Raw genomic sequence first — 13,217 nt, forward strand, 5'->3', positions numbered from 1 at the left:
ATTAACGTACCTTCAGCGTCGCCAGGCCAATCAGCACCAGCATCAGCGAAATAATCCAGAAGCGCACGATAACGCGCGGCTCCGGCCAGCCTTTCAGTTCATAGTGGTGGTGGATCGGCGCCATGCGGAAGATACGCTGACCGCGCAGCTTAAAGGAGCCAACCTGCAGAATCACCGACAGGGTCTCCACCACGAAAACGCCGCCCATAATCACCAGCAGGAATTCCTGACGCAGCAGCACGGCGATAATGCCCAGCGCGCCACCGAGCGCCAGCGAACCGACGTCGCCCATAAAGACCTGCGCCGGGTAGGTGTTAAACCACAGAAAGCCTAGCCCCGCGCCGACGATCGCCGTACAGACGATCACCAGTTCGCCGGCGTGGCGCAGATAAGGAATGTGCAGGTAGTTGGCGAAATTCATGTTACCGGTCGCCCACGCCACCAGCGCAAAACCCGCTGCGACGAAGACGGTGGGCATGATCGCCAGGCCGTCGAGACCGTCGGTCAGGTTAACCGCGTTGCCAGTGCCGACGATCACGAAGTAGGCCAGCAGGATATAGAACAGCCCCAGCTGCGGCATGACGTCTTTAAAGAACGGCACCACCAGCTCGGTCGCCGGGGTGTCTTTCCCCGCTAGATACAGGGCAAAGGCTACCCCAAGGGCAATCACCGACATCCAGAAGTACTTCCAGCGGGCGATCAGACCTTTGGTGTCTTTGCGCACCACTTTACGGTAATCATCAACGAAGCCGATGATGCCGTAGCCGATCAACACCGTCAGCACGCACCAGACGTACGGGTTGGACGGGTAAGCCCACAGCAGCACCGACACAGTGATCGCGGTGAGGATCATGATCCCCCCCATGGTCGGGGTACCGCGCTTACTGAAATGAGACTCCGGACCGTCGTTACGAACCACCTGGCCGAAGGAGAGTTTTTGCAGACGGGCGATCATGCGCGGGCCCATCCACAGAGAGATGAACAGCGCGGTCAGCAGGCTGACGATGGCGCGAAACGTCAAATACGAAAAGACGTTAAAGCCGGAATAATATTTGACCAAATGTTCGGCCAGCCATACTAACATGTCCCAGTCTCCTGTAATGCGCGTACTACCTCTTCCATGGCGGCACTACGTGAACCCTTCACTAAAATGGTCATTATCTTATGCTCCGCCAGCAGCTCGCGCAGGCGAGCCACCACGGCGGCTTTATCGTTAAAATGTTCGCCCACGCCGCTGGCGCGGCTGATATCCGCGCTCAAGACGCCGACGCTGAGAACGCAATCCAGCCCTGCCGCTTTCGCCGCTTCGCCGACTTCACGGTGGCAAGCCGCGCTTTCCGCGCCAAGTTCGGCCATATCGCCGACCACCATCGTCCGGAAGCCCGGCATCTCTGACAGGACCTGCACCGCCGCGGTCATCGAACCGACGTTAGCGTTGTAGGAGTCATCCAGCAGCAGCTGGCTCTCGGTCAGGCGGATCGGGAACAGACGTCCCGGAACGGCCTGCAGCTGCGCCAGACCGGCTTTCACCGCCGCCAGATCGGCGCCTACCGCCATCGCCAGCGAGGTCGCCGCCAGCGCGTTAGCGATGTTGTGGCGTCCCGGCAGCGGCAGCAGTACATCAACGTTACCGGTTGGAGTCTGCAGCGTAAATTCGGTGCCGTGGCTGGTGATCTGCACGTTAGTCGCAGTGAAATCGCTGTTGGCCGCATTCGGTGAGAAGCGCCACACTTTGCGATCGCCAATCACCGCCTGCCAGTTCAGCCAGTCGTTGTTGTCGGCATTGAGAATGGCGATGCCGTTTTCCGGCAGTCCGGTATAGATTTCGCCCTTCGCCTTCGCCACGCCCGCCAGCGAGCCGAAACCTTCAAGGTGCGCGGCGGCAAGGTTGTTGACCAGCGCCGCTTCAGGACGCGTCAGGCTGACGGTCCAGGCGATTTCGCCCTGGTGGTTGGCGCCGAGCTCAATCACCGCGTACTGATGTTCTTCGGTCAGACGCAGCAGAGTCATCGGTACGCCGATATCGTTGTTCAGGTTACCGGCGGTATACAGCGTATTGCCGCACTGGCTGAGGATCGCCGCGGTCATCTCTTTGACCGAGGTTTTACCGGACGAGCCGGTCAGGGCGACGACGCGGGTCGGCACCTGCTGACGGACCCAGGCGGCTAACTCGCCGAAAGCCTGCCGGGTATCTTTCACGATCACCTGCGGGAGATCGCAGGCCAGCGGACGGCTCACCAGCAGCGCGCCGGCGCCTGCCGCTTTCGCCTGTTCGGCAAAATCATGGGCGTCGAAACGCTCGCCTTTTAGCGCCACAAACAGGCAGCCCGCTGTGACTTTACGGGTGTCGGTGGTTACCTCGTCGATAGCGATATCGCTACCCTGCCGTTCGCCATGGGCGATCGCGGCGAGCTGGCTTAACGTAAAGCGAATCATGCTACCGCTCCCAGCAGACGCGCGACGGTGACGCGGTCGGAATAATCCAGACGACGGTTACCGACGATCTGGTAATCTTCATGGCCTTTACCCGCCACCAGCACCACGTCGTTCTCCTGCGCCTGCATCACGGCGTTGGTCACCGCTTCCGCACGGCCTTCCATCACTTTTGCATGACCTGCATCGAGCATGCCGGCCAGAATATCGTTGATAATCGCCCGCGGTTCTTCGGTACGCGGGTTGTCGTCAGTGACGACCACAATATCGGCGAACTCTTCTGCAATCGCCCCCATCAGCGGACGCTTGCCTTTGTCACGGTCGCCGCCGCAGCCGAAGACGCACCACAGCTTGCCGCTGCAGTGCAGGCGCGCGGCCTGCAGTGCTTTTTCCAGTGCGTCAGGGGTATGGGCATAATCCACCACCACCGCCGGTTTACCGGGCGCGCTGAACACTTCCATACGGCCGCATACCGGCTGTAAACGCGCCGCAGTTTTCAGCAGATCGGCCAGCGGATAGCCCAGCGCCAGCAGCGTGGCCAGCGCCAACAGGAGGTTGCTAACGTTAAAGGCGCCCATCAGGCGGCTTTCGATTTCACCGTTGCCCCAGCTGGAGTCAAACTGGATGGTGGCACCGCTGTCGTGATAGTTAACCGCGGTGGCCTTCAGCCAGCGGCCGTGGCAGTTCGGATTGATATGATCTTCCATCGACACCGCCACCGCGTCCGGCAGCTTCGCCAGCCAGCGACGACCGACTTCATCGTCAGCGTTGACGATGGCCTGACCGCAATGGTGGGTGGAGTACAGCAGCCATTTTGCCGCTTCGTAGTGCGCCATGTCGCCATGGTAGTCGAGGTGGTCGCGGCTCAGGTTGGTAAATACCGAGGCGGCAAACTGCAGGGCCGCCACGCGGTGCTGTACCAGCCCGTGGGAAGAGACTTCCATCGCGCCGAAGGTTGCCCCCTGCTCGACCAGGCCGGAAAGCACGTGCTGAACATCGACCGCAGAACCGGTGGTGTTTTCGCTCGGCACCACTTTATCCAGCAGGCCGTTGCCGACGGTCCCCATCACCGCGCTGGTTTCGCCGAGTAGTTTCGCCCATTGCGCCAGAAGCTGGGTGGTGGTGGTTTTGCCGTTGGTACCGGTCACGCCCACCAGACGCAGTTGCTGCGACGGCTGATGATAAAAACGCCCGGCCAGCGCCGATAAGCGTTCGTTAAGCTGGCTCAGGTAGATAACCGGCACGCCGTGCATTTCACGGATCTCACCGTCTTTAGCTTCGCCCTGGGCTTCAGCAATAATGGCAGCCACACCTTGCGCTATCGCCTGCGGGATATAACGACGCCCGTCCGCCTGATGACCCTGTACCGCGATAAAGAGATCGCCGGAAGCAGCCACCCGGCTGTCCAGCGTCATCTCTCGCAGAATGCGCTCCGGTGCGTTTGGCACCCATGGAGCGAGAAGGTCGCGCAAATTACGATCTGCCACCTGTTCCCTCGCCTTGATTAATTACAAATTCACTTTTTTCGCCCGTTGCCAGCGCATCCGGCTCGATGTTCATGGTGCGCAATACGCCGCCCATGATGGCACCGAACACCGGCGCGGAAACGGCGCCACCGTAGTATTTACCTGCCTGCGGGTCGTTGATCACCACCACCAGCGCAAAGCGCGGATGGCTGGCGGGCGCAACGCCTGCGGTGTAAGCAATATATTTGTTGATGTAGCGGCCATCCGGCCCCACTTTTTTCGCCGTACCGGTTTTAATCGCGATGCGATAGCCTTTGATCGCCGCTTTCACGCCGCCGCCGCCAGGCAGCGCCACGCTTTCCATCATATGAACGACGGTACGAACGAGTGATTCCGGGAAGACACGTTCGCCCGGAACCGGTGGATCAACTTTGGTAATCGACAGCGGGCGATAGATGCCGTAGCTGCCAATCGTTGCGTAGACTCGCGCTAACTGTAACGGGGTTACCATTAGCCCGTAGCCGAAAGAAAAGGTGGCCCTCTCTATGTCAGACCACCGTTGTTTTTGAGGATATAAGCCACTGCGTTCTCCGACCAACCCCAAATTGGTCGCCTTTCCAAGCCCAAAACGTGAGTAAGTATCTACTAACGCTGAGGACGGCATCGCTAACGCCAGCTTAGAAACACCGACGTTACTCGACTTCTGTAGTACCCCGGTCAGGGTCAATTCGCTGTAGCGCGCCACGTCTTTAATTTCGTGGCCGTTAATTCGATAAGGCACGGTATTGAGCACGGTATTTTCGTTGACGATACCGCGCTGCAGCGCCGTCATCACCACCATCGGCTTCACCGTCGAACCCGGTTCGAACACGTCGGTGATGGCGCGGTTACGCATGGTGTCTTTCGCCGTGCCGGCAAAGTTGTTTGGGTTGTAGGACGGGCTGTTGGCCATCGCCAGCACTTCGCCGGTGTTCACGTCCACTAACACCGCGCTGCCGGACTCGGCTTTGTTAAAGGCCACGGCGTTGTTCAGCTCACGATAGACGAGCGCCTGCAGACGCTCGTCGATGCTCAGCGCCAGGTTGTGCGCCGCCTGGCTGTCGGTGGAAGAGATGTCTTCAATTACCCGGCCATAGCGGTCTTTACGCACGATACGCTCGCCCGGCTGGCCGGTAAGCCATTTATCAAAGCTCTTTTCGACCCCTTCAATCCCCTGGCTGTCGACGTTGGTAAAGCCGATGAGGTGAGCGGTCACTTCCCCGGAAGGGTAGTAACGACGGGATTCTTCACGTAGATGAATGCCCGGCAGCTTCAGTTTTTTGATGTAGTCGGCCATGTCAGGGTTAACCTGACGCGCCAGATAGATGAAACGCATCCGCGGATTGGTATTGATGCGCGTCGCCAGCTGATCCAGCGGCATATTGAGGGCATCCGCCAGCGCCTTCCAGCGCGTATCCAGGGTTACCCCGCCGGCATCATGAAGTTCTTTTGGATCGGCCCAGATAGCCTTCACCGGCACGCTGACCGCAAGCGGACGACCGGAGCGGTCGGTAATCATCCCGCGCGCGGTGGATACTTCCTGTACGCGCAGAGAACGCATATCGCCCTGGCGCACCAGCATGTCCGGGCTGACTACCTGTAGCCAGGCAACCCGCCCCAGCAGAAAAGCCAGCGCCAGTAGAATACAGCCGCACAGCAACGCAAAACGCCAACTGATAAAGTTGGCCTGTTCTTCCTGACGTTTTGCTTTAGGCGTTTTTGGCGCTGCTTTCATCCGTCGCAATAATCCTTATTTCTGTACAACGATATTTTCTTGGGATGGATCGACGTGCTGCATCTGCAACTTCTCGGTCGCGATCCGCTCAACCCGACTGTGATCGCCGAGCGCGTTCTCTTCGAGGATCAGGTTGCGCCATTCAATGTCCAGGGCGTCGCGTTCCAGAACCAGTTGTTCACGCTGCGCGGTCAGCAGGCGCGTGTGGTGCGCGGTGGTGACCACGGTAATTGCCGTAATAATGATGCAAATGAACAGGCAGAGTGGCAGTTTCCCAAACCGCAGAAGGTCGTCCCCGATCACGCCAGGCAAAGCATGGCGCTCGTTGCTTCCAATCGACCCTTTAACCTTGCTTAAGGCCTCTGTCACTCTGCCGATCATGCGTTCGTCCTCTCTGCAATACGCAGCACTGAACTACGGGCGCGTGGATTCTCTGCCACCTCTTCTTCGCCCGGCATCAACTTGCCTAGTGCTCGTAACTCACGGCCGCCCAGTTTTTTGAGCTGCGATTCGGTCATCGGTATTCCCGCCGGAACCTGCGGACCGCGGCTTTGCTCGCGCATAAAGCGCTTTACAATGCGATCTTCCAGCGAATGAAAACTAATGATCGACAGCCGCCCGCCTGGGGCCAGCACGCTGAGCGAGCTTTTTAGCGCCTGCTCTATCTCCTCCAGTTCACTGTTTACCCAAATGCGCACCGCCTGGAAGGTACGGGTCGCGGGATGTTTGTGCTTATCTTTTACCGGCATCGCGGCGGCGATGACCTCCGCCAGCTCTTTGGTGCGAGTCATCGGTGCAATGCGATTACGTTCGACGATCGCGCGGGCGATCCGTTTGCCGAAACGCTCTTCGCCGAAGGTTTTAATCACCCAGGCGATATCCGCTTCTTCAGCGGTCTGCAACCATTCGGCCGCAGACTGACCGCGCGTCGGATCCATGCGCATATCCAGCGGTCCGTCGCGCATAAAGGAAAAACCGCGTTCCGCATCGTCAAGCTGTGGGGAAGAGACGCCGAGATCGAGCAGAATGCCGTCGATCTTACCGGTAAGATTGCGCTCGCCGACATAATCAGCAAGCTGTGAAAATGGACCATGTACGATGGAAAAGCGGGGATCATCGATGGTTTGCGCGACGGCAATCGCCTGTGGATCGCGATCGATTGCCAGCAAGCGTCCTTCCGCTCCCAGCCGGGAGAGGATCAGGCGCGAGTGACCGCCGCGACCAAAGGTACCATCAATATAGATACCGTCTGGACGAATATTGAGGCCTTTGACGGCTTCATCCAGAAGTACCGTAGTGTGTTTAAAATTTTCCATCATTTTTATAAAGACAAATCCTGCAGGCGCTCCGACAGTTCACCGGTCGCGGACTGCTCAGCGTCAATATCTTCCTTGACCCGTTGATACCAGGTCGTTTCGTCCCACAGTTCAAATTTATTAAACTGCCCGACCAGCATCACTTCTTTTGTCAGCCCGGCATGCTGCCGTAACACCGGCGCAATCAGCAAGCGACCAGCATTATCCATCTGACATTCGCTGGCATGACCCAGAAGCAAACGCTGTACGCGCCGCTCAACGGGATTCATGCTCGATAAACGCGACAATTTCTGCTCGATGACTTCCCATTCAGGCAATGGATAAAGCAGCAGGCACGGGTGATGAATGTCAATGGTGCATACCAATTGACCGGCAGCGTCCTCGATCAGCCCATCGCGATAGCGCGTTGGCACGGCCAGGCGGCCTTTGCTGTCGAGATTGACTAACGTTGCTCCACGGAACATGCCAGCCTCACCCCTTTTCGCCACTTTATCCCACAAATTCCCACCAGAAGGAGTTTACGGAGCGGAGGAAAAGCTTGTCAAGCCAGCACGAATGCCAACGGAGCTCAAAAACCCATTATTTACAGCCGACATTAGCCCTGATGAAAAAATCATCAACAGGCGAGGCAAATTAACGTTATGAATACGTGTAAGAAAATAACCAACAAACTCGTAACAGTTATAAACAACAAAATATCTTCGGCGGGAAAATATAAAGTGTCAGTTTGCGACGCGAGCGGCATTTTAGGCCATTATGCCGGCCGTTAACAGTACCTGTTGCTGCCTGAGGGGTGGACCAGGCGCGGGATAAGGCAGGGGAGAACGGTAGTGGCGAACAAAATGGGTGTTAATTCAGCAATTAACCTGGTGAATGTAACAAAATAATACAATTAAAGCCTGCACCATCATTTTTTGTGTCCTGTTTTGAGTCACAAAACGATTGCCAGGGAATAAAACAAAATAACGCGTAAAGAAGTTTAAGGATTTGTCTGAAATATATTCAGTTTTGCATTCTGGACGTCAGTTGCCTGATTTATCGCCAGCGGCCTGCTCTCTGGCAGGCCTGCCAGGAATAATCCTGGATGCTGACGATATTGCGCCCTTAACGGCGATTCAGGCTGCCGCGGCGATAAAGATTACGACGAATACGGCTGAGGCCTGGTTTCGGCTTGCGCGGTTCATCGAGGCTAGCGAGGACGATCTCGAGCACCCGCTCAGCAACATCGCGATGGCGCTGGGCCACGGCCAGTACCGGACACTGCAGGAAATCGAGCAGCTCATTATCGCCGAAGGTGGCGATCGCCAGCTCGGAAGGCAGTTTACCCTCACGGCGCAGCGTCACATCCATGACGCCCTGCAGCAGCGGGAAAGAGGTGGTAAACAGCGCCTGCGGCATCGGATGAGTTTCAAGCCATTTTTCAAATAGCTGGGCCGCCGCTTCTCGCTCATAGCTGTTGGCATAGAGATAATGCACCTCACGCGGATCGTCCTGCCAGGCTTTACGGAAGCCTTGCTCGCGCAGGAAGCTCACCGACAGTTCCGGCAGCGCGCCAAGATAAAGCACCGTTTCGCCTGGAAAAGTCCGCAGCTCGGCGGCGAGCATCTCGGCGTCATCCTGATCAGCGCCGACGACGCTGGTGAAGTGCTCGCGATCAAGGGCGCGGTCGAGGGCGACAATCGGAAACGGATCGTTAGCCCAGCGCTGGTAGAAAGGGTGCTCCGGCGGCAGCGAGGTGGAAACAATGATGGCGTCCACCTGGCGCTGTAGCAGATGCTCGATACAGCGCATTTCGTTATCGGGCTGATCCTCCGAGCAGGCAATCAGCAGCTGATAGCCGCGCTGGCGCGCCTGCCGCTCCAGATAATTTGCAATGCGGGTATAGCTGGTGTTTTCCAGATCCGGGATCACCAGACCGATAGAGCGTGTGCGTCCTGCACGCAGGCCAGCAGCGACCGCATTCGGATGATAGTTGTGCTCTCGCACGACAGCCATCACCTTTTCGACCGTCTTGTCGCTTACGCGGTACTGCTTCGCTTTGCCATTAATCACATAGCTCGCGGTGGTTCTTGAAACACCGGCCAGCCGGGCGATTTCATCCAGTTTCACAATTGCCCCTTGGGTAAGAAGTGCCAAACATAACCATTATTCAGGTATGGAACCCTTTTTATAACATCTAAACGCAGAATAGTTAGCGCAGCAACCGCTTTCGCTTACAGTTCCTACTGATTTCGCAAAAAAAAAGCCCGACAGTCGCTGCCGGGCTATTTTTGCATCAATTCCCGATCCTCAGCGCATGATTTTATCACCGCGAGACAGGCCGACCACGCCGGAGCGAGCCACTTCCACGATCCGAGCGACATCGCGCAGCGAGGCCAGGAAGGCGTCGAGCTTATCGCTGGTGCCGGCGAGCTGGACGGTATAGATAGAAGGCGTCACGTCGATAATCTGTCCACGAAAGATTTCGGTGTTGCGCTTCACTTCTTCACGGCCGTAACCGCTGGCCTGGACCTTCACCAGCATGATTTCACGTTCGACATGAGCCCCCTGCCCCAGTTCGCTGACCCGCAGGACATCCACCAGCTTGTGCAGTTGCTTTTCAATCTGCTCGATCGCTTTTTCATCGCCCACGGTCTGGATGGTCATCCTGGAGAGGGTCGGATCGTCTGTCGGCGCGACAGTCAGGCTTTCTATATTATAGCCGCGCTGGGAAAAGAGGCCGATAACGCGGGACAATGCGCCCGATTCGTTTTCCAGTAATACCGATAATATCCGGCGCATAATCAGGTCCTCTCCGTTTTGCTCAACCACATTTCATCCATGCCGCCGCCGCGGATCTGCATGGGGTACACATGCTCACTGCCGTCGACGGTGACATCGACAAACACCAGCCGGCGCTGTCGCACCTGCTCCAGGGCTTCAGCAAGCTTCGTCTCCAGTTCCTGTGGCTCACTGATGCGGATGCCAACGTGGCCATAGGCTTCCGCCAGACGCACAAAGTCCGGCAGCGACTCCATATAGGACTGCGAGTGGCGCCCGGAATAGAGCATATCCTGCCACTGCTTCACCATCCCCAGATAGCGGTTGTTGAGGTTAAGCACCAGGACCGGCAGTTCATATTGCAGCGCGGTAGAAAGTTCCTGAATATTCATCTGGATACTGCCGTCACCGGTCACGCAGACGACCATTTCGTCCGGCAGAGCCATTTTGACCCCCAGCGCTGCCGGTAGGCCAAAGCCCATGGTGCCGAGACCACCGGAGTTAATCCAGCGCCGCGGTTTGTCGAAGGGGTAATAAAGGGCGGCGAACATCTGGTGCTGACCCACATCGGAAGTGACATAGGCATCGCCCTGGGTCAGTCGCCAGATCGTTTCAATCACCGCCTGCGGTTTGATCTTATCGCTCTGGTCGTCGTAGCGCAGACAATGGCGGGCGCGCCACTGCTCAATCTGTAGCCACCAGTCGCGAATATCGTCCAGCGGCTGCTGCGCCTCTTCCTGTTCCAGCAGCTCCAGCATCTGTTCCAGCACCAGCCGGGCATCGCCGACGATCGGCACATCTGCCGGCACGGTTTTCGAGATTGAGGTCGGATCGATATCAATATGCAGCACAGTCGCGTTCGGACAGTATTTGGCCAGGTTATTGGTGGTCCGATCGTCAAAGCGAACGCCGACGGCAAAAATCACGTCTGAATGGTGCATGGTCATGTTGGCTTCATAGGTGCCGTGCATGCCCAGCATCCCCAACGCCTGCGAGTGCGTCGCCGGGAAAGCGCCCAGCCCCATCAGGGAGGAGGCCACCGGCAGCTTCAGCTTTTCCACCAGTTCGCGCAGCTGTGGTTCGCATTGCGCATTGATCGCCCCGCCGCCGACGTAGACGACCGGCTTGCTCGCCGCCACCAGGGTCTGCAGGGCGCGTTTAATCTGGCCTTTATGGCCGCTGGTCGTCGGGTTATACGAGCGCATGCTGACCGCGTCTGGCCAGACGTACGGCAGTTTCTTCGCCGGATTGAGTATATCCTTCGGCAGATCGACCACCACCGGCCCGGGGCGACCGCTGGCCGCTAACCAGAAGGCTTTCTTCAGCACGCCGGGAATATCTTCGGTCTGCTTCACCAGGAAACTGTGCTTCACCACCGGTCGGGAAATCCCCACCATGTCGCACTCCTGGAAGGCATCGTAGCCGATAAGCGATGTCGCCACTTGCCCTGAGAGGATCACCAGCGGGATAGAGTCCATATAGGCCGTCGCGATACCGGTGATGGCGTTCGTCGCCCCAGGCCCTGAGGTCACCAGCACCACACCGACCTCCCCGGTCGCTCGCGCCAGACCATCCGCCATATGCACCGCCGCCTGCTCGTGGCGAACCAGCACATGATCGATACCGCCAAGGGTATGTAACGCATCATAGATATCGAGGACTGCGCCTCCGGGATAGCCGAATACTTGCTTGACGCCCTGATCGACAAGCGATTGGACGACCATCTCGGCTCCTGACAACATCTCCATGGTTTGCCTCCAGGCTTATTGTTTTACGACAGCGGAACTCAATTTCCGCGCGCTCGCACGATGCGAAGGGGTACCCCTCCGCACTGAGGTGAATGGACTGCATGCCACTACCATAACTGCTCGCCAGCAGGCAGGCAATTCGCCACGACAGGGGCTTTCTAAGTGGAATAAGAAGAAAAACAAGCGGAGAGAGGAAAATATGGTGGAATGCTTCAGAGATAAGAAAAGAGAATAGTAAATACTCGGAGAAAAGGCGCGATAGCAGGAATTGATCCATTTTTTGTTAACGGGAGGAGAGCAACTGAAAGAGTAAACAGCATAAAATTCTGCATTCTTGTAATTCAATCATATAAAAAAAGGAGCCGAAGCCCCTTTCATGATCATTGCCATCGGCTCAGCGCTGACAAATATCCACCAGCAGCTCTTCCATCCACTGATGGCCTTTATCGCGACCCGCCGCTTCGTGCCAGGAGAGATAGCAGGTCCGGCTATTCACCTTCAGCGGTAGAGGTAATATTTGCAGCGCTAACTTATCGGCAAACTCATTTGCCAACCAGCGCGGCGCAATGGCCACCATCTGTGTTTGTGACACCACGTTTAATACGCTGACCATCGCATTACCTTGATATGCGATGCGCGCTTGTTTATCGGCCGTGTCATACCACGGCAGACTGAATGAGGCATACCGATCGAGAGCCACCGCGGCATGCTCCTCGCGATAAATATCAGCCTCCATCACCGGTCCGGAGATACGCGGATGGTTGCGACTGGCCACCAGAACCATTTCATCTTTGAATAGCGGCACACAGGCAAACTCAGGGCGACGGAACTCTTCATAACCGATCACAAATTCCGTTTCCTGATAACGTAGCTGATGTTCCGTATTTTGATTAAGCGCTGATTTAAAGACTAAATGAATATTGGGCGCGATTTCAGCGACTTTATTAAATATCACCGACGTCAGGATGTTATCCAGCGGGCTACAGACGCACAGATTGAAAACACGCTCACTGCTCAGTGGTTCAAAACCGGAGCCTGGCAATTCGTTTTGCACCAGCTGCAGCGCCTGGCGCACTGAGCCAAAGAGCTGATAGGCCCGCGCCGTCGGCTGAATACCGCGGCCATAGCGCACAAACAGTTCATCATTAAACATCACTTTCAGACGTGAAACCGCGTTGCTCACCGCCGGTTGAGACATGCCTAGCGTATGGGCGGCACGGGTAATATTCTGTTCCTGCATAACCGCATCAAAAACGGTAAGCAGATTGAGATCAACCATCCGTAGTTGAGGTTTTACGACTTCCTGTCCGGGGGCTGATTTATATTCTGGACTTTCAATTAACATATCTAGTTCCGCCGTCACGATGAATTCCCTTTACTAAACCGCTATGATTAGCGGCGAAAATATCATTTATCATGCTAATGACATTTGCAAAATAGCAAAGGTGTATTTTAGGAATATATCAAGGCTATGAGTGGCAGTGTAAATCCGGTACCGCCGGAATAGGTGAACTGCTCAAACCATACTAGTTACTTAATGATGATGAGTTTAACCATAATTCAGAAAAATAAAAACAACACCAATGATTAACTGTAACTTAAGCAATAATAAAGCATTTTATTTTCTACCCCATAAAATTAACAACCATTTATCATTGAAAAAAGAGCCGCTAAGGGGTGGAGATATTCACACGAAAAATAAATATAATCTTTTCATTTA

Annotated in this window: 11 protein-coding genes; all 11 read right to left on the reverse strand. The window is 56.2% G+C overall.

The genetic code is table 11. From position 1 onward, the window contains the following. Nucleotide 1 precedes the first annotated feature (1 nt). Nucleotides 2-1,084 (reverse strand): phospho-N-acetylmuramoyl-pentapeptide-transferase, encoded by a 1,083-nt coding sequence (gene mraY / locus KHQ24_RS10370; RefSeq protein ID WP_004204335.1) that lies wholly within the window; start codon nucleotides 1,082-1,084, stop codon nucleotides 2-4. Further along, complete coding sequence (murF, locus tag KHQ24_RS10375) at nucleotides 1,078-2,436, reverse strand: UDP-N-acetylmuramoyl-tripeptide--D-alanyl-D-alanine ligase (protein WP_048322988.1); 1,359 nt, start codon at nucleotides 2,434-2,436, stop codon at nucleotides 1,078-1,080. Before murF ends, mraY begins: the two co-directional genes overlap by 7 nt. After that, nucleotides 2,433-3,920, reverse strand: a complete 1,488-nt coding sequence (murE, locus tag KHQ24_RS10380; protein ID WP_017901188.1) for a UDP-N-acetylmuramoyl-L-alanyl-D-glutamate--2,6-diaminopimelate ligase — start codon at nucleotides 3,918-3,920, stop codon at nucleotides 2,433-2,435. The genes murF and murE overlap by 4 nt, the downstream gene beginning before the upstream one ends. Beyond that, complete coding sequence (locus KHQ24_RS10385; protein WP_004204330.1) at nucleotides 3,907-5,673, reverse strand: peptidoglycan glycosyltransferase FtsI; 1,767 nt, start codon at nucleotides 5,671-5,673, stop codon at nucleotides 3,907-3,909. The genes murE and KHQ24_RS10385 overlap by 14 nt, the downstream gene beginning before the upstream one ends. A 15-nt stretch (nucleotides 5,674-5,688) precedes the next feature. After that, a complete protein-coding gene (gene ftsL, locus KHQ24_RS10390; RefSeq protein ID WP_002888550.1) occupies nucleotides 5,689-6,054 on the reverse strand; it encodes a cell division protein FtsL in 366 nt (121 codons plus the stop codon). Beyond that, nucleotides 6,051-6,992: a 16S rRNA (cytosine(1402)-N(4))-methyltransferase RsmH gene (gene rsmH / locus KHQ24_RS10395; protein ID WP_211777258.1), complete on the reverse strand. Its 942-nt coding sequence runs from the start codon at nucleotides 6,990-6,992 to the stop codon at nucleotides 6,051-6,053. Before rsmH ends, ftsL begins: the two co-directional genes overlap by 4 nt. A 2-nt stretch (nucleotides 6,993-6,994) precedes the next feature. Next, nucleotides 6,995-7,453, reverse strand: coding sequence for a division/cell wall cluster transcriptional repressor MraZ (gene mraZ / locus KHQ24_RS10400; protein ID WP_004204327.1), 459 nt, complete (start codon nucleotides 7,451-7,453; stop codon nucleotides 6,995-6,997). Nucleotides 7,454-8,093: 640 nt separating this feature from the next. Further along, nucleotides 8,094-9,098 (reverse strand): catabolite repressor/activator, encoded by a 1,005-nt coding sequence (gene cra, locus KHQ24_RS10405; RefSeq protein ID WP_004145952.1) that lies wholly within the window; start codon nucleotides 9,096-9,098, stop codon nucleotides 8,094-8,096. 180 nt (nucleotides 9,099-9,278) lie between these two features. Beyond that, entirely contained in the window at nucleotides 9,279-9,770 is a 492-nt protein-coding gene (ilvN, locus tag KHQ24_RS10410) for an acetolactate synthase small subunit (protein ID WP_002888536.1), read from the reverse strand. Between the two features lie 2 nt (nucleotides 9,771-9,772). Next, nucleotides 9,773-11,497, reverse strand: a complete 1,725-nt coding sequence (gene ilvI, locus KHQ24_RS10415; protein WP_017901190.1) for an acetolactate synthase 3 large subunit — start codon at nucleotides 11,495-11,497, stop codon at nucleotides 9,773-9,775. 394 nt (nucleotides 11,498-11,891) lie between these two features. Continuing rightward, nucleotides 11,892-12,860, reverse strand: a complete 969-nt coding sequence (gene leuO / locus KHQ24_RS10420; RefSeq protein ID WP_072140386.1) for a transcriptional regulator LeuO — start codon at nucleotides 12,858-12,860, stop codon at nucleotides 11,892-11,894. Nucleotides 12,861-13,217: the final 357 nt, after the last annotated feature.

It is taken from the genome of Klebsiella sp. 54, assembly GCF_018223875.1.
In the GTDB taxonomy this organism is placed as follows: Bacteria; Pseudomonadota; Gammaproteobacteria; order Enterobacterales; family Enterobacteriaceae; genus Klebsiella; species Klebsiella quasipneumoniae.

Bases quoted from the DNA above. Each gene is read 5' to 3' on its own strand.
- murF (WP_048322988.1), bottom strand. From the start codon at position 2,436: ATGATTCGCTTTACGTTAAGCCAGCTCGCCGCGATCGCCCATGGCGAA.
- KHQ24_RS10385 (WP_004204330.1), bottom strand. From the start codon at position 5,673: ATGAAAGCAGCGCCAAAAACGCCTAAAGCAAAACGTCAGGAAGAACAG.
- ilvN (WP_002888536.1), bottom strand. From the start codon at position 9,770: ATGCGCCGGATATTATCGGTATTACTGGAAAACGAATCGGGCGCATTG.
- rsmH (WP_211777258.1), bottom strand. From the start codon at position 6,992: ATGATGGAAAATTTTAAACACACTACGGTACTTCTGGATGAAGCCGTC.
- ftsL (WP_002888550.1), bottom strand. From the start codon at position 6,054: ATGATCGGCAGAGTGACAGAGGCCTTAAGCAAGGTTAAAGGGTCGATT.
- mraY (WP_004204335.1), bottom strand. From the start codon at position 1,084: ATGTTAGTATGGCTGGCCGAACATTTGGTCAAATATTATTCCGGCTTT.
- ilvI (WP_017901190.1), bottom strand. From the start codon at position 11,497: ATGGAGATGTTGTCAGGAGCCGAGATGGTCGTCCAATCGCTTGTCGAT.
- mraZ (WP_004204327.1), bottom strand. From the start codon at position 7,453: ATGTTCCGTGGAGCAACGTTAGTCAATCTCGACAGCAAAGGCCGCCTG.